We start from the raw sequence: 20,034 nt of genomic DNA, 5'->3' as shown, positions 1-20,034 counted from the left end.
GTCGGCAACGGACCGGGCCCCTTCGTTTCCGAGCGGGGAGGCGCTACTCGGCCTTGATGGCCGAGAGCATGTTGAGCTTCGCGGCCCGGCGGGCGGGCCACAGCGCGGCCAGCACGCCGACCAGGGCGGCCAGCAGCAGGAAGACGCCCATCCGGCCCCAGGGGAGCACCAGCTCGTAGGTGGCCATGCTCGCGGCGATCTGCTCACCGGCCGCCCAGCCGAAGAACACGCCGAGGCCGATGCCGAGCACCCCGCCGAAGAGCGAGATGACCAGCGACTCCAGCCGTACCATCCGCTTGATGCCCTTGCGGTCCAGGCCGATGGCCCGCAGCATCCCGATCTCCTGCTGACGCTCGAAGACGGACATCGCGAGGGTGTTGACGACGCCGAGCACCGCGACGATCACGGCCATGGCCAGCAGCCCGTAGAGCATGTTCAGCATCAGGTCGATGAACTTGGCGATGGACTCGGAGATGTCCTTCTTGTCCTGGATCTGGATGGCGGGGTTGTCACCCAGGGCCTTGCGCAGCGACTCCTCGGTGGCGGTGCTCACCCCGTCCTTGGTCTTGACCATCACCTGCATGTCGGCGACGTCGCTCTGATGGGGTTCCAGGGTCGCGGCGTCGACCATGATGCCCTTGATCATCTCGTTGCCCTTGTAGAGGCCCGAAACGGTCAGCCGGCCCTGCTTGCCGTCCTCGAAGGTCACGGGGAAGGCCGAGCCGAGCTTCCAGCCATGGCTCTTGGCGGTCTTGTCGTCGACGACAACCTTGTCGCCGGCCAGCCCGGCGAACGAGCCGGCCGTGAAGTCCAGCTTCGTCAGCTTGCCGATGGTCTTGCCGTTGACGCCCGTCAGGGACTGGTAGTCGCCGTCGATGCGGGACCCCGAGGCGCGGAACGGGCTGGCCGCCGTGACCTGGTCCAGCGAGGAGAGCTTCTTGCCCACCTCGGGGGAGAGCGGGGTCATGCTCGCCATGGAGACCACGTAGTCGGCCTTCATGGCGTCGGTGGCCATCTTGTCGACGGCCTTCTGCACGCTGCCCGCGATGACCGTCAGACCGGTGATCAGGGTGAGGCCGATCATCAGCGCGGAGGCGGTCGCGGCGGTGCGGCGCGGGTTGCGGACCGCGTTCTGCCGGGCGAGTGTGCCGGGCATCCCGAACAGGCGCAGCACGGGCGCGGTGGCGGCGATCAGCGGGCGCGAGAGCAGCGGGGTCAGCACGAAGACCCCGATCACCAGCAGGCCCGCGCCCAGGCCCAGCATCGACTCGCTCCCGCCGGTGACGGCGAGGACGGTGCCGGCGGCGGCCAGGACGCCGCCGATGGAGTTGCGCACGACCAGGGAGCGGGTGGTGGCCACGGCGTGGACGCTGTTCATCGCGGCGACCGGCGGGATCTTCGCGGCGCGGCGGCCGGGCAGCCAGGCGGCGAGCATGGTCACGACGATGCCGACGCCCAGCGAGGTGAGGATCGTGGTCGGGGAGATGACGAGCGGGCCGTCGGGGACAGTCGCGCCCGCGCTGTTCATCACGGCGCGCAGTCCGGCGCCGATGCCGATGCCGGCGAGCAGACCGACGACGCCGGCGACGGAGCCCACGACGAACGCTTCGATGAGCACCGAGCGGGTGACCTGACGGCGGCTGGCGCCGACCGCGCGCATCAGTGCCAGCTCCTTGGTGCGCTGGGCCACCAGCATGGTGAAGGTGTTGGCGATGATGAAGATGCCGACGAAGAGGGAGATGCCGGCGAAGACCAGGAGGCTGGTCTTCATGCCGTCCATGCCCTGAGCGATGATCTTGGCTTCGTCGTCGGCGAGCTTCTTGCCGGTGGTGGCCTCGGCGTCCTTGGGCAGGATCTTGTCGATCGCGGCCTTCAGCGCGGTCTGGGAGGTGCCGGGCGCGGCCTTCACGTCGATCTGGCTGAACTCACCGGGCTTGGCGTAGAGCCGCTGCGCGGTGGGGGTGTCGAAGAGGGCGAGGCTGCCACCGGCGGCGACACCGCCGTCGTCGGTGGTGAAAATGCCGCTGATCCGCTGCTTGAGGACGGGGCCGTCGACGGAGATCCGGACGGTGTCGCCGACCTTGTAGCCCGCGCGGTCGGCGGTCTTGGCGTCGAGGGCGATCTCACCGGCGCCCTGGGGCGCGCGGCCGGACTTCATCGGGTAGCGGGCGTCCTTGCCGCCGGTGCCGGGGTAGTAGTTGGCGCCGGAGGAGGAGAAGCCTTCGCCTATGAGCTTGCCGTTCTTGCCGGCGATGGCGGCGAAGCCGCTGACGGAGCCGGTCGCGGAGGCTGCGCCGGGGGCCTTGGCCGCCTGGTCGAGCAGGCTCTGGGGGAGCTTGGGGGCCTCGCCGGGGTTGCCGCTGTCGCTGTCCTTGCGATCGGGCTGGATGGCGACGTCGACGCGGTCGTAACCCTTCTCGGAGCTCTTCTGGTAGGCGTCGGAGATGGTCGAGGTGAAGACCAGGGTGCCGGAGACGAAGGCGACGCCGAGCATGACGGCGAGCACGGTCATCAGCAGCCTGGCCTTGTGCGCGAGCACATTGCGCAGGGCGGTGCGGAACATTGAGGTCAGTCCTGAAGTTCGAGTCCGGCGGGGATCAGCTCGTGCGGCCCTTGGCGTCGAAGCGCTTCATCCGGTCGAGGACGGCGTCGGCGGTGGGCTGCCGGAGCTCGTCGACGATCCGGCCGTCCGCGAGGAAGACGACGCGGTCCGCGTAGGAGGCGGCGACGGGGTCGTGGGTGACCATGACGACGGTCTGGCCGAGCTCGCGGACGGAGTTGCGCAGGAAGCCCAGGACCTCGGCGCCGGAGCGGGAGTCGAGGTTTCCGGTGGGCTCGTCGGCGAACATGATCTCGGGCTTGCCGGCCAGGGCGCGGGCCACGGCGACGCGCTGCTGCTGGCCGCCGGAGAGCTGGTTGGGCCGGTGCTTCAGGCGCCCGGAGAGGCCGACGGTGTCGACGACCATGTCCAGCCACTGCTTGTCGGGCTTGCGGCCGGCGATGTCCATGGGGAGCGTGATGTTCTCCAGCGCGGTCAGGGTCGGCAGCAGGTTGAACGCCTGGAAGATGAAGCCGATCTTGTCGCGGCGCAGCCGGGTGAGCTTCTTGTCGTTCAGGCCGGTCAGCTCGACGTCGCCGATGCGGGCCGAGCCGCCGGAGACGGAGTCGAGACCGGCCATGCAGTGCATGAGGGTCGACTTGCCGGAGCCGGACGGGCCCATGATCGCGGTGAACTCGGCCTGCCGGAACTCCACCGAGACGGCGTCCAGGGCGACCACCTGCGTCTCGCCCTGGCCGTAGACCTTGGTGAGGTCCGTCGCGCGGGCCGCCACCGCGGTGGGGCGGGCGGCGGTCTGGGCTCCGAAGAGGGAGCCGGGGGTACCAGGGATGACGGACACGGTGGAGCACTCCTGTCGGACGCGGTTTCGGGGCTGTACCCATCGTCCGCCGCCGGAAGGGCCGTGAGGTCAGCCCCTGCTCCCGTTCCCGGGGCAGACTCGGGAGGTATCCGGGCGGGATCTTCTCCTCCTTGGGTATGACGGTGAACCCCGAGGAAACCGGCCACCCGGCCGGAGAAAAAACCGGCCACCCGACCGGAAAAGAAACCGGCTTGCCGGCCGGAAAGAAAACCGGCCGGGGGACCGGAAAGGCGACATCGAGATTGCGACAATTCCCTGTCGCGGGCGGGGCGGGGTGGTGAGGAGGGGGTATCGGCCCGTGGCATGTGCCTTTGGCTACATCACTACCCTGATGCGCCCTCAGTTGCCCATAAAATAAGACAACCTCGGGTCGACGTTCCGCTGATTGGGGGGCGCTCCCCGGCTAGGCTCGTCCTGCTCTCCCTGTATGGAAGGCGCGCGCCTTTCATGCCCGTACGCCCCGAGAGCCCTGCCCGGATGGTGGAATGCAGACACGGCGAGCTTAAACCTCGCTGGCCCTCGGGCCGTGCCGGTTCAAGTCCGGCTCCGGGCACGTCCCGCTCGTCGTGCCCGTGGATGAGCGCACGTTTCAGGACGGCCGGTGTTCCGCGGTGTCACCGGCCAGTTCGAACAGCCGCTTGAGCGCCGTGAAGGCGCCCTTCCGGTCCACCAGCCCGTCGAGGCTGTGCAGGGTGTTCATCCCGACGCCGCTGCCGAAGACGACCGTCGCCAGGTCCTTCGCGTCCGGCAGGGCGGGGTGCTGCGCCACGAGCCGCTCCAGATAGCCCACCCACAGCCCCCGGGTGCGCTCGTAGCCGCTCACGTACGCGTCGCGCAGCGGGCCCTCGCCGCGCATCACCTCCGGCAGCACCGTCACGAACACCCGGCCGCAGGGGGCGTCGATCACCGCGAGGTGGGTGTCGATGAGCAGGTCGAAGGTGAGCGGGCCCGTCTCGGGCAGCCGCAGCCGGTACTCCTCGCAGGCCCGGTGGAAGGCGTGCTCGATCACTTCGACGATCAGCCCGTCCTTCGAGCCGAAGTGCCAGGCCACCGAACCGCGGCTGATGCCGGCCCGGTCGGCCACGGCCTGCACCGAAGCGGCCCGGGGGCCCGCCTCGGCCACCAGCCCCGTCGCGGCCTCCAGCAGCAGGCGGCGGCTCTCCCGGGCGGACTCCTCGCGACGACGAGCGACCATGCGGGCGATTCTTCCACAGGGGTGCCTGATCGCACCGGGGTCGCACCCGAAAACCTGATCATGTGCACACCTCTTGACCTGCCTATGAGGGGCGTTCAACGATTGGACCATCGTCCAGTGAGTGTCGGCGGAGCCCGGGAGCCGGGTGTCCGGGCTCGCGGGCGCTCCTTGCTCCGCCCGTCTTCAGCACGCCCCGCCCGTCTTCAGCACGTCCCAGCCGTCGACAGCACGATGGGAGATGCCATGCGCCTGATCACGTTCGAACACCGGCCCAAGGGCCGGCCGCACCGTGAGGACCGGGAAGGCAGGGAGGGCCGGGAGCGCCTCGGGGCGCTGCTCGACGACGACGCGGTCGTCCTCGACCTCACCGCCGCCGCCCCCGGTGAAGCGGCGCTCGGATCCATGCAGGCCCTGATCGACGCGGGGGACCGCGGCCTCGACCGCGCACGGCGGCTGTGCGAGACGCGCCCCGGCGCGGCCCTGCTGGAGCGCGCCGATGTCCGGCTGCGCGCGCCCCTGCCGCGCCCCGCCCGGCTCCGGGACTGCGGGCTGTTCATCGCCCACCTCAAGGCCGGGCTGCGCGAGCTGGCCCGGCGCACGGCGGCCGGGGCCGACGACCCCGCCGCCGAGTTCGAGAAGCTCATGGCCAGCGGCAGGTTCGACCTCAACCCGCTCTTCCTCGAACGGGTTATGTACTACACGGCCGACCACCTGTCCGTGAGCGGGCCCGAGGACGAGATCACGGCGCCCACCGGGTCCGGCGAGCTCGACTTCGAGCTGGAGTTCGCCGCCGTGGTGGGGCGCACGGCGCGGGGCGTCGAGCCGGACGCGGCGCGTGAGCACATCTTCGGCTACACGGTCTTCAACGACTGGAGCGCGCGCGACCTCCAGGCCGTCCTGATGCGGGCGGGCGTGGGACCGTGCGAGGGCAAGGACTTCGAAGGTTCGAACACGCTCGGGCCGTGCATCGTCACCCGGGACGAGCTCACCGACCCCTACTCCCTGACGATGACCGCCCGGGTCAACGGCGAGGAGTGGTCGCGCGGCCGCACCGACGGCATGCAGCACAGCTTCGAGGACGCCGTCGTGCAGCTCAGCCGGGACCGCGCGGTGTACGCCGGGGACGTCATCGGCTCCGGAACTGTCCCCTCCGGTACGGGGTTCGACCTCGCGAAGAGCCTGGCGGACGGCGACGTCGTCGAGCTGGAGGTCGAGCGGATCGGCATTCTCCGCAACCGGGTGCGGGTGCCCGCCCGGGGCAGCTCATGAGCGATGCCTACGTGCTCGGCGTGGGCCGCACCGCGTACGGCAGGTTCCCCGACCGGAGCGTCGGCGCGCTCGCCGGCGAGGCGCTCGGCCTGTGCCTCGCCGACGCCGGCGTGGCACCCCGCGACATCGGCGCGGTGTTCTTCGCCAACGCCACCCAAGGGGCCCTGGAAGGACAGCACCTGATCCGCGGACAGATCGCGCTGCGGGCGGGCGGCATCACGGGCGTCCCCGTCTTCAACGTCGAGAACGCCTGCGCGAGCGGGGCCACCGCCCTCCACCTCGCGGCCACCGCCGTCCGGGCCGGGGAGACGGACCTCGCCCTCGCCCTGGGCGCCGAGAAGATGCACGGCGCCGACGCGGCGCGCACCCGCGAGGCGTTCCACGGCGGCATGGACGTCGCCCGCTGGGAGAGCGAGCTCAAGGCGCTGCGGGACGCGGCGGGCGCCGCGGTGCCCGCCGAGGGGCGCCGCTCGGTGTTCATGGACGTCTACGCCGCGCTCGCCGCGCACTACATGCGGCGCCACCCCTCCTGCACGGCCCGCCGGCTCGCCGCGGTCACCGTCAAGAACCGCCGGCACGGCTCCCTCAACCCCCTCGCGACCCACCGCACCCCGCTCACCCTCGACGAGGTGCTCGCCGCGCGGGAGATCGTGCCACCGCTGACCCTGCCCATGTGCGCGCCCATCGGCGACGGCGCGGCCGCCGCCCTCGTCTGCTCCCCGGCCGCGGCCCGCCGGCTCGGCGCCCGCCGGGCCGTGCGGATCCGCGCGAGCGTCGTCGCCTCCGGCTCCGGCCGCACCCTCGACGACGACGCGCGGCAGATCACCCGCCGCGCCTCGGCCACCGCCTACGAGCGCGCCGGGCTGGGCCCCGCGGACATCTCCCTCGCTGAGGTCCACGACGCGACCGCGATCGGCGAGGTGCTCCAGCTCGAAGCCCTCGGGCTCGTCCCCGCCGGGGACGGCGCGGCGGCGGCCGAGCGCGGGGAGACGGCCCTGGGCGGGCGGCTCCCGGTGAACACCTCCGGCGGCCTGGAGTGCAACGGCCACCCCGTCGGGGCCACCGGCATCGGCCAGGTGCACGAGCTGGTCGGCCAGTTGCGCGGCGAGGCCGGGGCCCGGCAGGTGCCCGGCGCCCGCGTCGCGCTGGCCGAGAACGGCGGCGGGTTCCTGGGATACGAGGAGGCGGCCGCCGCGGTCGTCGTCCTGGAGGCGCCCGGCACCGCGGGGAGGCGGCCGTGAACATCGCGACCCTGCTGTACGAAGCGGCCGCCCGGAGCCCCGGCGCCCCGGCCGTGTGCGAGGGCGACAGCGTGCTGCGCGACTACCGCGAACTGGCCGAGCGCGCCCGGGCCGTCGGCGACGCGCTGGTCCACCGGCACGGTGCGCGCCCCGGCGACCGGATCGCCCTGGCCATGCGCAACACGCCGCACTACTGGGAGATCCTCTTCGGTGCGTGGTGGGCCGGTCTCGTCGTGACCCCGATGAACGCCCGCCTCCACCCCGAGGAGTTCGCGGCCCTTATTGAGGACTGCGCGGCCCGGGTCTGCGTGGCCACCGACGACCTCACCGGGCCCCTGGCGGCACAGGGCCTGGGCGCCACCGCGCTGACCGGCGCGGCCGAACTGGTGGAGACGGCCGGGCGCGCCGGAATCCGGCCTCCCGCACCGGCCGCGCCCGGCGACCCGGCGTGGCTGTTCTACACGAGCGGCACGACCGGCCGCCCCAAGGGCGCCACCCTCACCCACGGCAATCTGCGGGCGGCCACGGACAGCGCCCTCGCCGACCTCGGCTCCGGCGTGGACGCCTCCCTGCTCCACATCGCACCCCTGTCGCACGCCGGCGGGCTGTTCGGGCTGGCCTTCGTGGCCCGCTCGCGGGCCCAGGTCTTCCCCCGGGACGGCGTCGTGGACGCCGTGACGCTCGGCGAGGGGCTGCGGGCCTTCGGCCCCACGTCGTTCTTCGCCGTGCCGACGATCCTGCGCCGGCTGCTCGACCCCGCGCTGCTGCCGGACGAGGCCGCCGGGCACGTGCACCGCATCCTCTACGGCGGCGCGCCGATGTACGCCGAGGACCTGAAGAAGGTCATCGCCCGGTTCGGTCCCGAGCGCCTCTGGCAGGGGTACGGGCAGGGCGAGTCCCCCGGCACGATCACGCACCTGCGGCCGGAGGACCACCGGGGCGAGGACCCGGTGGCGCTGGGGCGGCGGCTGGAGAGCGTGGGCCGGGCGCGCACCGGTGTCGAGGTGCGCGTCGTGGACGAGAGCGGGCGGGAGGTCCCGGCGGGGACCGTGGGCGAGGTGACCGTCAGCGGAGCCACGGTGATGGCGGGCTACTGGAACGACCCCGAGGCCACCGCGCGGGCGCTGCGGGGCGGTCGGCTGCACACGGGCGACCTCGGCCGGCTCGACGCGGACGGCCTGCTCACGCTCGTCGACCGGGCCAAGGACCTGATCATCTCCGGGGGGTCCAACATCTACCCCCGCGAGGTGGAGGAAGTGCTGCTGCGCCACGCCTCGGTCGCCGAGGCCGCCGTCGTCGGCGCGGCCGACCCCGAGTGGGGTGAGCTGCCGGTCGCGTTCGTCGTTCTCCGGGACGGTGACGGCGCGCGCGAGGGGCGCGGCAAACGGGCGGAGGAGCTGGAGCGCCACTGCCTCGCGCACATGGCGCGCTACAAGCGGCCGCGACAATTCCGTTTCGTGCCGGCGCTGCCCAAGAACTCCTACGGAAAGGTGCTGAAGACCGAACTACGGGGGCTGGTCGGCCAGTCCCCGCCGGATCGCACAGGCTGAGGGATCCGAGCGACTCGGAGAACCTCAGGGAAAACGAGACCAGATGAGCCGCATCGTCGACCTCACTTCCCCCATCGACCCGCGTGACCTCGACTTCGTGCCCGAGAGCATGCCCGACCTCGCCCTGGTGATCGCCCCGAAGATCGACTACCACACGCACGACGCCTGGGGACTGGACTTCATGGTCACGTCCTTCGGCTGCGACCCCGACGACCTGCCCCGGCGCGAGGGCCCCGCGGGGGAGGTCCTGCGCGAGATCAGCACCCACTGCGGGACGCACGTCGACGCGCCGCTGCACAGCGGGAGCCTCTGCGAGGGCCGTCCGGCGCGGACCATGAGCGACATCGGCCTGGAGGAGCTCTACCGCCCGGGCATGGTCCTGGACGTCCGCCCGTGGGCGCGGCCCGGGGAGGCCATCCCCGTGGAGGGGCTGCGGGAGGCGATCAAGGCCACGGGCCGGGACATCGAGGAGGGCGACGCGGTCCTGATCAGGACCGGGCAGGAGCGGTACTCCCTGGGCGAGCCGGAGTACCTGAACTACCCCGGCATGTCGGGGGAGGGCACCCGCTTCCTCACCGGCCTGGGCGCCACGGTCCTGGGCACGGACGCCGTGGGCTGGGACCGGCCGATCCCCGCGATGCGCAAGGCGTTCCAGGAGAGCGGCGACGCCGGGCACATCTGGGACGGGCACTACGCGATCCAGGACAAGGAGGCGCTGATCGTCCAGCAGCTGGTGAACCTCGGCGCGCTGCCGCCCGCGGGCTTCATGGTCGGGTTCTTCCCGCTGAAGCTCACGGGCACGAGCGCGGCGCCCGCGCGGGCCGTCGCCTTCCTGCGGGACTGAACGGCCTCCGGGACTGAACGGTCTGCGGGACCGAACGGCTTCCGGGGCTGAACGGTCTGCGGAACCGAACGGCCTCCGGGACCGAACAGCAGGACCGGCAGGAAGGACCGGCGGCCCGGGTCGGGCGGGCCGCGGCGGCGCGCACGGATCTCCGCTTCCCCGGGTCCGTGCGCGCCGTGCGGTCAGGAGGCCGCGACGGTGGTGGCCTGAGGCTGCTTCTCCCCGGCCGGAGCGGCCTGCGCGGCCGCCTCCTTCGCCGCGTCACGGCGCGAGCCGTACACGAAGAGCGCCAGCCCGCCCACCAGCCAGCAGGCCAGGACGGCGGTGGCGTGGACGCTGCCGGAGCCGTCGAAGAACGCGACCGAGCGCAGCAGCGTGCCGCCCGCGCCCGGCGGGAGGTACTGGCCGAAGGTGCCCCAGCCGGCGGGCAGCCACTCCGGGCCGCCCGCGAGGCCGGACAGCGGGTTGCCCAGGAGGATCATCATCGCCGCGCCCAGGCCGAGTCCGGCGCCGCCCAGCAGGGCGCGCAGGCCCATGATCGCCCAGCAGGTGGCGGCGGTGCTGAAGGCGATGGCCAGGGAGGTCAGGCCGTAGTTGCCGCGGGTCACGCCGAAGGCGTACTGGAGCAGCGCGGCCAGGGCGAAGCCGCCGATGAGGGAGAAGCCGAAGGCGGTGACGGCGCGCTGGGCCGGGTCGCGGAGCAGGGTCACGATGAGCATGGCCGCGAGGTAGCCGCCCAGGACCAGCGGCAGGGCGCCGGCCGTGAGCCCGACGCCGTTGGGGTCGTCGGCCGTGGGCGGGTGCAGGTCGTGCACCTCGACGGCGGACTTGGCGGTCGCGGGGTCCAGGGAGCGCGCGAGGTTGCGCAGGGACGCGGCGATCGTCGGGCTGGCGACGGTGGCGATCAGGACCTCGGGCTTGGCCCCCTCGCCGGTGCCGGCGACGACCGCGCCGTAGATGTCCCGGTCGTCGATCTTCGCGCGGGCGGCGTCGGCGTCCGGCAGCGTCCTGACGTCGAAGGCGCCGGGCGCGGCCTTCTCCAGCTGCGCGGCGATCCGCTCGGCGGCCGGCCCGGGACCGGCGACGGCGATCGGCACCTTGTGGGGGCCGGAGTTGATGGCGGGGAGGGCGAAGGCGGTGAGCATGGCGACGAGCAGCAGGACGAGGCCGACGACTAATGTCGGGACCTTGCGCCAGCTCGCGGCAGGGGGCGAGTCGGTACGGGCGGGCGTCTGGGACACGGCGGTTGTCTCTCTCTGTGCGGACGGGCGTCGGTGGGGGTGGCGTGGGGGCCCGGGCGGCGGGCTCGCGGAGGCGGACGTCACGGATCGACCCGGACCCGCCCGAGCGCCTCCCGTACGGCGTCCAGGACGGGGGTGTCGCAGGGGCCGGCCACCCAGTGCTCGAAGGTCAGCCGGGCCGTGGTGATGGCGAGGGTGGCGGCGAGCCGCGGGTAGAGGTCGCGCTCGGGCTCGGTGCCGGTGCGCCGGGCGATCTCGGACGCCAGCGTGGCCGCCAGTCTCGCCTCGAAGCGCAGCTGTTCGGCCGCCAGCTGAGCGTGGGACAGGGCCAGCCGGGCGCGCAGGACGGCGGCGGGTTCCAGGGCGGCTCTCTCGTCCGCCAGGGCGCTGACGAACGCGTGCGTGAGGGCGTCCCACAGCGGCTCCCCGGCGGGCCGCGCGCGCAGCTCCACGCGGATGCGCTCGGCCCGGTCGGCGCCCGTGGCCATCACGGCCTCCTCCTTGCTGGAGAAGTAGTTGTTGAACGTCCGGGCCGAGACCCCGGCGCCGGCGGCGATGTCCTCGACGCGCACGCTCTCCCAGCCGCGCTCGGCGGCCAGGCGCAGCGCGGCCCGGCTCAGCGCGGTGCGCGTGGCCTGCTTCTTGCGTTCGCGCAGTCCTGGGTTGGCGGTGTCCTGGCGTGCGGTGCCCATGAAGCCAGGCTACAGAAGTTGCGGGCCGCGCAAAATTGCGTATCGGGCAAGTCCGCACTGGGCACCCGCAGCTGACGCCGCGTCGGCCGCACGGCGCCCTGTGATTCACGTCACCGGAACACCGGCGGAGGTGTTGGCCGGATGTCAATGCGTACGCCATCCAAGGCGCGTTGACCGGGTTACGCTGTGCGATGTAGCGTTACTTGTCAGTAGCGTGGTGAAAGCGGGGAGGCGTGAATGTCGGCAGGGCTTGCACACCGCCCCGGGCTGCCGCTCCCTCGTCGTTGCGTCCGCCGACCGGTATTTCGCCGCGGCGCAGTGGAATCACTGGGGAGCGTATGCATAATCCCGAATCCACTTACGCACTCGATGCCGACGACCGGGCCATTCTGACCCACCCCCGGGCCGGCGGTGACGTGCCGGAGTGCGATATCGATCGAGTTCTCCTCGAGATGCGCCCGCTGATCGAATCCGTGGTCAACAACACCCATATCCGGGCCCTCGCGGAGTCGACCCTCGCGGACATCGGTGACGTCGAAGCCGCCGTCCACGCACTGAACAGTCTGGTGCGCCAGGCGAAACGCTCGGTCGCCGTGCTTCTCCCGACGACCCGGGGCGGATTACGCGCCGTGGATTCCGCGCTGCGCCAACTCGCCGGACGCTGGCCGCAGGACGGCCGGATCCGCATCCTCTCCACCCCGGAGATGGCCGCGGGCTGCGGCCTCAACGGCCTGGCCACGCTCGCCCCGGGCGTGGAGGTCCGGCTGGCCGCGGGGGTCCGGCACGGGGCCGTCGTCGTGGACCAGCAGGTCGCGCTCGTGCGCCCGGGCACGTCGGCCACCGGAGTCCAGGCGTCCCTCATCCGCGCGCCCGCCGTCGTCCAGGCGCTGCACGACATGATGACGACGGTCTGGGTCAAGGCCGTCCCCCTCACCCGGTACCAGCAACTGCGCGACCGCCTGCGCCGCGACTCCGGAATGGAGATACTGCGCCTCCTCGGCGAGGGCTATACCGATGAGGCCGCCGCGCGCGAACTCGACATCTCCGTGCGCACCTACCGCCGCCGGGTCGCCGACATCATGCGTCTGCTGGGCGCCCGATCCCGATTTCAGGCGGGCGTCCACGCCTCTGGCATCGGATTGTTGCCAGGAGGAGTCCGCGCTGTGTAATCCCTGTCACACGGTGACAACAACGTGTCACCGTGAGCCGACCGCCCGGTCTTACCGGCGGTTTCCCGGCGACCGATTGACAGCTTCCGGACTGCCCCGTTGAACATCCCCAGCACATCTCCCAGAGTCGAACCGGTCCCCGCGCAGCCGACTGCCGCGCGATCTCTCCTCGTGAGTAAGGAAGTCACCGACACCATGGGCGAATACGACCCTGTGCGGCCCGCCCCGATCGCGGTCGTGGGAATTGGCTGCCGTGTTCCCGGTGCTGACGGCCCGACCGGTTTCTGGAATTTGCTGATGGACGAGGTCTGCGCGGTCACCGAGGTGCCGCCGATCCGCTTCGGCAAGCCCTACGACATTCCCGGCGCGGGCATCCGGTCGGCCCTCCTCGACGATGTGGACCGCTTCGACGCGGAGTTCTTCGGCATCTCCCCGCGCGAGGCCGCGGGCATGGACCCCCAGACGCGCCTGTTCCTGGAGACCGCCTGGGAGGCTCTGGAGGACGCAGGCCAGGACACCGCGAAGCTGGCGGGGACCCGCACCGGCGTCTACGTGGGCACCACCAACGTGCACTACTGGGAGCTCCAGCAGGCCGCCGGCCACCCCGACATCCACGCCTCCCTCGGCGCCGGGTCCCGGTCCACCACCACCGGACGGCTCTCCTTCGCCCTGGACGTCACCGGCCCCGGCCTCTCGGTGGACACCGCCTGCTCCTCGTCCCTGACGGCCATCGCGCTCGCCTGCCAGAGCCTGCAGGCCGGCGAGTCCGAGCTGGCCGTCGCCGGCGGCTCGCAGCTGCTGCTGACCAACACCGAGAACCACGGGTTCGTGGACGCCGCGGTGTTCTCCGACAACTGCCGCTTCGGTGACGCCGCGGCCGACGGCTTCGTCTTCAGCGAGGGCGTCGGCGCCGTCCTCCTCAAGCCGCTGGCGCGCGCCCTCGCCGACGGCGACCCGATCCGGGCCGTCATCCGCGGCTGGGGCATGAACAACGACGGCGCCGGCGCCACTAACATGATCACGCCCGCGCTCAGCGGCCAGCAGCAGATGTTGCGCACGGCCTACGCGCACGCCGGCATCGCCCCCGCCGACGTGGACTACGTCGAGGCGCACGGCACCGGCACCCGGGCGGGCGACCCCGTGGAGCTCGGCGCCATCGCCTCCGTCCTCGGCGGCGCCCGCCCGGACGGGCCGCCGCTGCTCGTCGGCTCGGTGAAGACCAACATCGGGCACACCGGGTCAGCCGCCGGCGTCCTCGGGCTGATCAAGGTGGTGCTCTCCCTCCAGCACCGCACCGTCCCGAGCAGCCTCCACCTCACCGAACGCACCACGGTGATCGACTGGGACGCCGCGGGCATGGACATCCCCCGCGCCCCCCGGGCCCTGACGGCCCAGGACCGGCCCCTGACGGCCGGGGTCAGCGCCTTCGGCGTCTCCGGCACCAACGTCCACGTCGTCCTCACCGAGGCCGAAGCGGACGGCAACGGCACCCGCCGCCCCGCCACCGCCTCCGAGGAAACCGGAAGCGCCCACCTGCTGACCCTCTCCGGGGCGTCCCCCGAGGCCCTGCGGCAGCGCGCCCGGGACCTCGCGGACCACCTCGCCCCCGGCGGCCCGGCCCACGACGCGGACCTCGCGGACATCTGCCACACCGCCGCCGCCCGCCGCGCCCACCACGACTACCGGCTCGCCGTCGTCGGCGACAGCCACGAGGCCCTGGCCGCCCGGCTCCGGGACGCCCTGGCGGAGGGCGTGGAGCCCGGCTACGCGGACCGCCCCCGGGTCGCGTTCGTCTTCTCCGGCCACGGCTCCCAGTGGATCGGCATGGGCCGCGAACTCATGGACGCCTCGCCCGCGTTCAGCGCCGCGCTGATCCGCTGCGACGAGGCCGTCCGCGCCGAGACCGGCTGGTCGGTCATCGACCGGCTCAGCGACGGCAGCGACCTGGTCAACGAGACGGTGGCCATCGTGCACCCCGTCCTGTGGGCGGTGCAGGTGGCGCTCGCCGAGACCTGGCGGGCCTGGGGCGTCGAGCCGGACGTCGTCATCGGCCACAGCATGGGCGAGTCCGCCGCGGCCGCCGTCTCGGGCGCGCTCAGCCTCGCCGACGCCGCGAGGGTCGTCTGCCGCCGCAGCCGCCTCATCCGCGACCGGGTCGCGGGCAAGGGCACCATGTCGGTGGCCGCGCTGACCGCCGCCGAGGCCGAGAAGCTCATCGGGGAGCTCGCGGTCGAGGTCTCCGTCGCGGCCAGCAACGGGCCCCGCACCACCGTCCTCGCGGGCGAGGTCGAGGGCATCGAGAAGATCAAGGCCGAGCTGGACGCCCGCGACGTCTTCTGCCGCGTCATGAAGGCCGAGGCGGCCTCCCACTGCTCCCAGATGGACCCCGTCCTGGCCGAACTGGCCGAGGAGCTGAAGGGCCTGGAGCCGCGCGCCGGCCGGACCCCCGTGCGCTCCACCGTCACCGGCGAACTCCTGGACGGCACCGGCCTCGACGCCGCCTACTGGACCCGCAACCTCCGCGGCCGCGTGCACTTCCACGAGGCCGTCCTCAGCACCGCCGCCGAGGCCCCCACGGTCTTCGTCGAGATGAGCCCGCACCCCGTCCTCTCCAGCGCCGTGCAGGACTCCCTGGCGGACGCCGGGCTGCCCGGCACCGCCGTCGGCTCCCTCGTCCGCGACGAGCCGGAGCGGGAGACCCTCCTGGCCCACCTCGGCAAGGTCTACCAGACCGGCGCGCCCGTCGACTGGGACCGCCTCTACGGGGCCGGCCGCAACGTGCCGCTGCCCGCCTACCCCTGGCAGCGGGAGAGCTACTGGGTGGAGGACCTCGACGAACTGCCGCGGATCCACGACTTCCCCCTCGTCCCGGGGTCGCCGCTGCTGGCCGACATCCCGGCCGAGGGGCCGGCCGTCGTGCACGGGCCCGAGTTCCTGGAGGCCGCCCGCGCGGCGGCCGTCCGGACCGCCGGCACCGACGCCGTGCTCCTGACCGGCGTCGACATCGAGGACGCCGTCCTGGTCCGCCCGGGAGAGGCCCCGCTGCTGCGGGTCACCCTCACCCCCGTCGAGCCCGGGGAGAGCTGGGCCTTCGAGGTCACGAGCCGGCCCGCCGCCGGCGAGGGCGACTGGACGCCGCGCAGCCGCGGCACCGTCACCGTCACCGACGGGACACCGGCCACCGCGCCGGAGCCGCTCGACGCGCTCCTGGGCCGCTGCCCCGAACGCTGGGACGCCGACACCTTCTACCGCCGCGCCCCCCAGGCCGACCGGCTCCGCCGGGTCCTGGACGAGGTGTGGTTCGGGCAGGGCGAGGCCGTGGCCCGGCTGCGCCGCCCCGTCTCGCTGGAGGCCCGCCCCGGCCACCCGGTCCACCCCGAGCTCGTGCGGTCGGCCTACCAGCCGGCCCTGGCGCTGCTGCCCGACGCGTCGGGCCTCACCCCGCGCCTGGAGCGGTTCGCGGTGACCGGGACGGCGACGGACGCCCTGTGGAGCACCTGCCGCGTCAGGCGGGACGCCGACGGCCGCCCGGTCCTGGACATCGCCCTCCTCGACGGGGAGCAGCGGGTCATCGCCGAGGCCGAGGGAATGCCGATCCGTGACCAGCGGGGTCCGGGCGGAGCACAGACCGAACAGGCCGGACAGGCCGAGGGGACCGGGGAAGACAACGTGAACACGACCATGGCGGCCGAGCCCGCGGCCCACGCGGCGCCCGCGGCGCGGCAGAGCGCGGACACGGGCATCGAGCTGACGGGCGAGCTGCGGCTGACCGACCCGGCCACCGGCTTCTCCATCGAGCTGCGCGGCTCCCTGCGCATCTCCCGGGACCCCGCGGCGGCCCCCGCCCCCGCCCAGGCCGCCCCGGCGCAGGCCCCGGCGCCCGCCCCCGCTCCGGCGCAGGTCCCGGTGGCGGTGGCCGCGCCCGCCCCGGCGGCGGCCGAACCCGCACCCGCCGCACCGGCCGCGCCCGCGGCCCCGGACGACCGCCCCATGACCGAGCGCGTGGCGGAGCACGTCGCGGCGGTCCTGAAGATGCGCGTGGCCAAGCTCGACGTGAACAAGCCCTTCAACCGGCTCGGCATGGACTCGCTCATGGCGACCGAGCTCCGCAAGCGGCTGGAGAAGGAGCTGGGCGTCTCCCTGTCCGTCGCCAAGCTGGCGCGCGGCGTCACCACCGTGGCCCTGGCCAAGGAGATCGAGGCGCAGGCCACCGCCTGACGCCCGCCCGGCCGCCCCAGACCAAGCAGTACGGCTCGACACAGCAGTGATCGCGATTCCGCAAGGTGGAGGAGAAGAGTTGACCAAGAACCTGTATGACATCGGTGAGATGCCCCCGCTGGGCGAGGTGCCCGAGCGGATGCACGCCGCGGTCATCCGTCCGGAGCGCTACGGCCCGCCGGAGCAGGGCTTCGCCATGGAGGTCGTCGACGTGCCGCGGGCCGGCCGCGGCCAGGTCCTGGTCTACGTGATGGCCGCCGGGATCAACTACAACAACGTCTGGGCGTCGCTCGGCTATCCCTACGACGTCATAGCCGGCCGGCAGAAGCGCGGGGAGCCCGAGGACTTCCACATCGGCGGCTCCGAGGGCTCGGGCATCGTCTGGGCCGTCGGCGAGGGCGTCACCTCCGTGAAGGTGGGTGACGAGGTGATGCTCTCCGGCTGCACCTGGGACGAGACCGCCCCCGACATCCGCATGGGCGCCGACCCCATGACGTCGGTCACCACGAACGCCTGGGGCTACGAGACGAACTACGGCTCCTTCGCCCAGTACGCGCTGGTCGCCGACTACCAGTGCCACCCCAAGCCCGCCAACCTGTCCTGGGAGGAGGCCGCCTGCTTCCTGCTGACGGGCGCCACCGCGTACCGGCAGCTGTGCGGCTGGGCCCCGAACACGGTGGAGCCCGGGGACCCGGTGCTCATCTGGGGCGGGGCCGGCGGCCTCGGCTCGATGGCCATCCAGATCACCCGCATCCGCGGCGGCATCCCGATCGCCGTGGTCTCCGACGACGAGCGCGGCAAGTTCTGCCTGGAGCTCGGCGCCGAGGGCTACATCAACCGCAACGACTTCGACCACTGGGGCCGGCTGCCCGACACCTCGGACACCGAGGCCATGGCGAAGTGGATGAAGGGCGTCCGCGCCTTCGGCAGCAAATTCTGGAGCATCCTCGGCGAGCGCCGGGCGCCGAAGATCGTCCTGGAGCACAGCGGCCAGGCCACCATCCCCACGTCCATGTACCTGTGCGACACCGCGGGCATGGTCGTCATCTGCGGCGGCACCACCGGCTACAACGGCGACGTGGACCTGCGCTTCCTGTGGATGCGGCAGAAGCGTCTCCAGGGGTCGCACTTCGCGAACATCAAGCAGTGCCGCCAGGTGATCGAACTGGCCGCGAGCAAGAAGCTCGACCCCTGCCTGTCCTGGGTCGGCGAATTCGAGGACACCGGCCGGGCCCACCAGCTCATGCACGAGAACAAGCACCCCTCGGGCAACATGGCGGTCCGCGTCAACGCACCCCGCGGCTGAGCGGGGCTCCCACGCCCGGCTGTGCTCCCCGCCACGGAACCCACCGTGGCGGGATAGCGTTGGGAGGGATGGAGAGGGCATGAGGGACAGCGGGGAAAAGATCGTCCCCAAGCACGAGGGCTATTCCTTTGCCTACCTATTACCCTTGAGCGCTAAGGCCGCGCAGGGTGGCCATGGAGGAGTGAGATGAGGAGCAGCAACCCGGTCTTCTCGCGACGGTTCCGCGACAACGGCTACGCGGGGTTCAACGCGACGCCGCAGGCCGGGACCGCGGCCCAGGGCAACCCCTACGCGGGCACCGCCGGCAACCCCTACGCCCAGCCCACCAACCCCTACGCCGCGAACCCCTACGCCCAGGGCGGCCCGGACCTGCAGCAGGGCGCGCCCCCGCAGGCCCCCGCCCGCCCGGGCGTCATGACGATGGACGACGTCGTCGCCCGTACCGGCATGACGCTCGGCACGGTCGTGGTCACGGCCGTCCTGGCCTGGGTCGCCGACCTTCCGGTCGGGCTCGGCTTCGGCGCAGCGCTCATCGCGATGGTGCTCGGCCTGGTCCAGTCGTTCAAGGCCAAGCCGGTCCCCGCGCTGATCCTGGCGTACGCCGCGTTCGAGGGCCTCTTCCTCGGCGTGATCAGCAAGGCGTACAACCACTACGCGGACGGCGCCCCGATGCAGGCGGTGCTGGGCACGATGGCCGTCTCGGCCGGTGTGCTCATCGCCTACAAGACCCGGCTGATCCGGGTCGACCGGCGCTTCTACCGCTTCGTGATGGCCGCCGCCATCGGCTTCCTGCTGCTGATGGTGGTCAACATGGTGGCCGCCCTCGCCGGCGGCGGCGACGGCCTCGGCCTGCGCAGCGGCTGGCTGGGCATCGGCGTCGGCGTCATCGGCGTGCTGCTCGGCGCGGCGTTCCTCGCGATGGACTTCAAGCAGATCGAGGACGGCGTCCACTACGGCGCCCCCCGGGAGATCGCCTGGATGGCGGCCTTCGGTCTGACGCTGTCGCTGGTGTGGATCTACCTGGAGATGCTCCGCCTGGTCTCCCTGCTGAACGGCAACGACTAGCGGTCGGCGCCGGTCGGCGACCGCTGATCAGTAACTCCTGACGAAGGGCCCGGGAAGACGTCTTCCCGGGCCCTTCGCCGTTGTCTGCCCCGTTGTCCGCCCCGTTGTGCGCCTGGTTTCGTTAGGTGAGCGGGTGTGCGGCGCGCCCGCTACCGGAGCTTTCGCGCGGCCCGCCGGAGGTCGTACTCGTGGACGATCGCCTTGGCGTGGCCATAGGCGAGATCGTGCTCTCCGCGCAGCCAGCTGACCTTCTCCTCGAAGCGGAAGAGAGAGGGGCCTTCCTCGACCGTGCGCAGCCAGTCGGCGACTTCGCGGCCGGTGCAATGGGGGATGCGGGAGAGCAAATTCCGGTGGGTCTCGTCGGAGAAGACGTGGGACATCGGCGCCTCCGGACGCGTCGGATGATGGTCCTTCCTGTCACCGTGCCTGAGTGTTCATCCATTGGCAACAGTCCGTCGGCGGCGCATAGGCTCGCACCGTGGATGATGTGACGCCTCTTCTGGCCGCCGTGGACGCCTTCGCCGACCGGCTGCGTACGCTGCCGCAGTCCCGTCTGAGCAGGGGGGCCGCGGCGGAAGCGCTGACCCTGGCCCGTGAGTTGGCCGCGTGGACCCGGCGGATCGAGGAACCGGAGGCCGCCGGGGAGCGGGAAATGCCCGAGGCGGGGATGTTCGCCGCCGCCGACCAAGTGGCCGTGGCCGGTCACGATTTGGCCGAAGCCCTCGCGGCGGTCGGCGGAAAGCCGCTGCCCGAGGGGGTCGGGGCGGCCGGGGCCGTCGCGCTCATCGAGGCCGCGGCCCGGCGGTGCGGGCTCTGAAGGGCCCG

General features: G+C 72.6%; 15 protein-coding genes and 1 tRNA gene. 10 read left to right on the top strand and 6 right to left on the bottom strand.

Features of this window, described 5'->3' with window-relative positions:
- Positions 1 to 43: 43 nt before the first annotated feature.
- Together ABZ951_RS11985 and ABZ951_RS11980 are read right to left on the bottom strand one after the other, a co-directional pair.
- Complete coding sequence (locus tag ABZ951_RS11985; protein WP_344086156.1) at positions 44 to 2,563, bottom strand: FtsX-like permease family protein; 2,520 nt, start codon at positions 2,561 to 2,563, stop codon at positions 44 to 46.
- Positions 2,564 to 2,597: 34 nt separating this feature from the next.
- The gene (locus ABZ951_RS11980; RefSeq protein WP_344086424.1) at positions 2,598 to 3,389 is read right to left on the bottom strand and encodes an ABC transporter ATP-binding protein; all 792 of its coding nucleotides are present in this window, start codon (positions 3,387 to 3,389) and stop codon (positions 2,598 to 2,600) included.
- A 501-nt stretch (positions 3,390 to 3,890) separates the two neighbouring features.
- Here ABZ951_RS11980 and ABZ951_RS11975 point away from each other — a divergent pair.
- A tRNA-Leu gene (locus tag ABZ951_RS11975) sits at positions 3,891 to 3,972 on the top strand.
- Positions 3,973 to 4,008: 36 nt separating this feature from the next.
- Here ABZ951_RS11975 and ABZ951_RS11970 read toward each other — a convergent pair.
- A complete protein-coding gene (locus tag ABZ951_RS11970; protein ID WP_344086154.1) occupies positions 4,009 to 4,614 on the bottom strand; it encodes a TetR/AcrR family transcriptional regulator in 606 nt (201 codons plus the stop codon).
- 243 nt (positions 4,615 to 4,857) lie between these two features.
- On the opposite strand from ABZ951_RS11970, the gene ABZ951_RS11965 reads away from it, so the two are divergent.
- Genes ABZ951_RS11965 through ABZ951_RS11950 form a run of 4 tightly spaced genes read left to right on the top strand, consistent with a single transcriptional unit; the run spans position 4,858 to position 9,518 of the window.
- Positions 4,858 to 5,883, top strand: coding sequence for a fumarylacetoacetate hydrolase family protein (locus ABZ951_RS11965; protein WP_344086151.1), 1,026 nt, complete (start codon positions 4,858 to 4,860; stop codon positions 5,881 to 5,883).
- Positions 5,880 to 7,124, top strand: coding sequence for a thiolase family protein (locus tag ABZ951_RS11960; protein WP_344086149.1), 1,245 nt, complete (start codon positions 5,880 to 5,882; stop codon positions 7,122 to 7,124). The genes ABZ951_RS11965 and ABZ951_RS11960 overlap by 4 nt, the downstream gene beginning before the upstream one ends.
- Complete coding sequence (locus ABZ951_RS11955; RefSeq protein WP_344086146.1) at positions 7,121 to 8,674, top strand: AMP-binding protein; 1,554 nt, start codon at positions 7,121 to 7,123, stop codon at positions 8,672 to 8,674. The genes ABZ951_RS11960 and ABZ951_RS11955 overlap by 4 nt, the downstream gene beginning before the upstream one ends.
- Before the next feature lie 43 nt (positions 8,675 to 8,717).
- A complete protein-coding gene (locus tag ABZ951_RS11950; protein WP_344086143.1) occupies positions 8,718 to 9,518 on the top strand; it encodes a cyclase family protein in 801 nt (266 codons plus the stop codon).
- Between the two features lie 182 nt (positions 9,519 to 9,700).
- On the opposite strand, the gene ABZ951_RS11945 is transcribed toward ABZ951_RS11950, so the two are convergent.
- Positions 9,701 to 10,759 carry a hypothetical protein gene (locus ABZ951_RS11945; RefSeq protein ID WP_344086140.1) on the bottom strand — a complete coding sequence of 353 codons (1,059 nt, stop codon included), beginning with the start codon at positions 10,757 to 10,759 and terminating at the stop codon, positions 9,701 to 9,703.
- Between the two features lie 80 nt (positions 10,760 to 10,839).
- On the bottom strand, positions 10,840 to 11,451 hold the full coding sequence (locus ABZ951_RS11940) for a TetR family transcriptional regulator (protein WP_344086138.1): 612 nt from the start codon (positions 11,449 to 11,451) through the stop codon (positions 10,840 to 10,842).
- Between the two features lie 338 nt (positions 11,452 to 11,789).
- On the opposite strand from ABZ951_RS11940, the gene ABZ951_RS11935 reads away from it, so the two are divergent.
- The 4 genes from ABZ951_RS11935 (at position 11,790) to ABZ951_RS11920 (ending at position 19,209) form a co-directional block, all read left to right on the top strand.
- Entirely contained in the window at positions 11,790 to 12,620 is an 831-nt protein-coding gene (locus ABZ951_RS11935) for a helix-turn-helix transcriptional regulator (protein WP_344086136.1), read from the top strand.
- A gap of 171 nt (positions 12,621 to 12,791) precedes the next feature.
- Positions 12,792 to 16,838, top strand: a complete 4,047-nt coding sequence (locus ABZ951_RS11930) for an acyltransferase domain-containing protein (protein ID WP_361279740.1) — start codon at positions 12,792 to 12,794, stop codon at positions 16,836 to 16,838.
- Between the two features lie 79 nt (positions 16,839 to 16,917).
- A complete protein-coding gene (ccrA, locus tag ABZ951_RS11925) occupies positions 16,918 to 18,144 on the top strand; it encodes a crotonyl-CoA carboxylase/reductase (RefSeq protein WP_344097449.1) in 1,227 nt (408 codons plus the stop codon).
- A 186-nt stretch (positions 18,145 to 18,330) separates the two neighbouring features.
- Entirely contained in the window at positions 18,331 to 19,209 is an 879-nt protein-coding gene (locus ABZ951_RS11920) for a Bax inhibitor-1/YccA family protein (RefSeq protein WP_344097452.1), read from the top strand.
- Positions 19,210 to 19,358: 149 nt separating this feature from the next.
- On the opposite strand, the gene ABZ951_RS11915 is transcribed toward ABZ951_RS11920, so the two are convergent.
- Entirely contained in the window at positions 19,359 to 19,589 is a 231-nt protein-coding gene (locus tag ABZ951_RS11915; protein WP_095581739.1) for a DUF4287 domain-containing protein, read from the bottom strand.
- A 98-nt stretch (positions 19,590 to 19,687) separates the two neighbouring features.
- Here ABZ951_RS11915 and ABZ951_RS11910 point away from each other — a divergent pair, with 98 nt between their 5' ends.
- Positions 19,688 to 20,026, top strand: coding sequence for a hypothetical protein (locus ABZ951_RS11910; protein ID WP_344097457.1), 339 nt, complete (start codon positions 19,688 to 19,690; stop codon positions 20,024 to 20,026).
- Positions 20,027 to 20,034 lie beyond the last annotated feature (8 nt).

Origin of the sequence: Streptomyces sp. NPDC046215 (genome assembly GCF_040646215.1) — a bacterium.
In the GTDB taxonomy this organism is placed as follows: Bacteria; Actinomycetota; Actinomycetes; order Streptomycetales; family Streptomycetaceae; genus Streptomyces; species Streptomyces stramineus.
This window is presented reverse-complemented; position numbering and strand designations above follow the sequence as displayed.

Coding starts and splice junctions, on each gene's coding strand:
- ABZ951_RS11985 (WP_344086156.1), bottom strand. CDS start 2,563: ATGTTCCGCACCGCCCTGCGCAATGTGCTCGCGCACAAGGCCAGGCTG.
- ABZ951_RS11970 (WP_344086154.1), bottom strand. CDS start 4,614: ATGGTCGCTCGTCGTCGCGAGGAGTCCGCCCGGGAGAGCCGCCGCCTG.
- ABZ951_RS11965 (WP_344086151.1), top strand. CDS start 4,858: ATGCGCCTGATCACGTTCGAACACCGGCCCAAGGGCCGGCCGCACCGT.
- ABZ951_RS11960 (WP_344086149.1), top strand. CDS start 5,880: ATGAGCGATGCCTACGTGCTCGGCGTGGGCCGCACCGCGTACGGCAGG.
- ABZ951_RS11950 (WP_344086143.1), top strand. CDS start 8,718: ATGAGCCGCATCGTCGACCTCACTTCCCCCATCGACCCGCGTGACCTC.
- ABZ951_RS11940 (WP_344086138.1), bottom strand. CDS start 11,451: ATGGGCACCGCACGCCAGGACACCGCCAACCCAGGACTGCGCGAACGC.
- ABZ951_RS11935 (WP_344086136.1), top strand. CDS start 11,790: ATGCATAATCCCGAATCCACTTACGCACTCGATGCCGACGACCGGGCC.
- ABZ951_RS11920 (WP_344097452.1), top strand. CDS start 18,331: ATGAGGAGCAGCAACCCGGTCTTCTCGCGACGGTTCCGCGACAACGGC.
- ABZ951_RS11915 (WP_095581739.1), bottom strand. CDS start 19,589: ATGTCCCACGTCTTCTCCGACGAGACCCACCGGAATTTGCTCTCCCGC.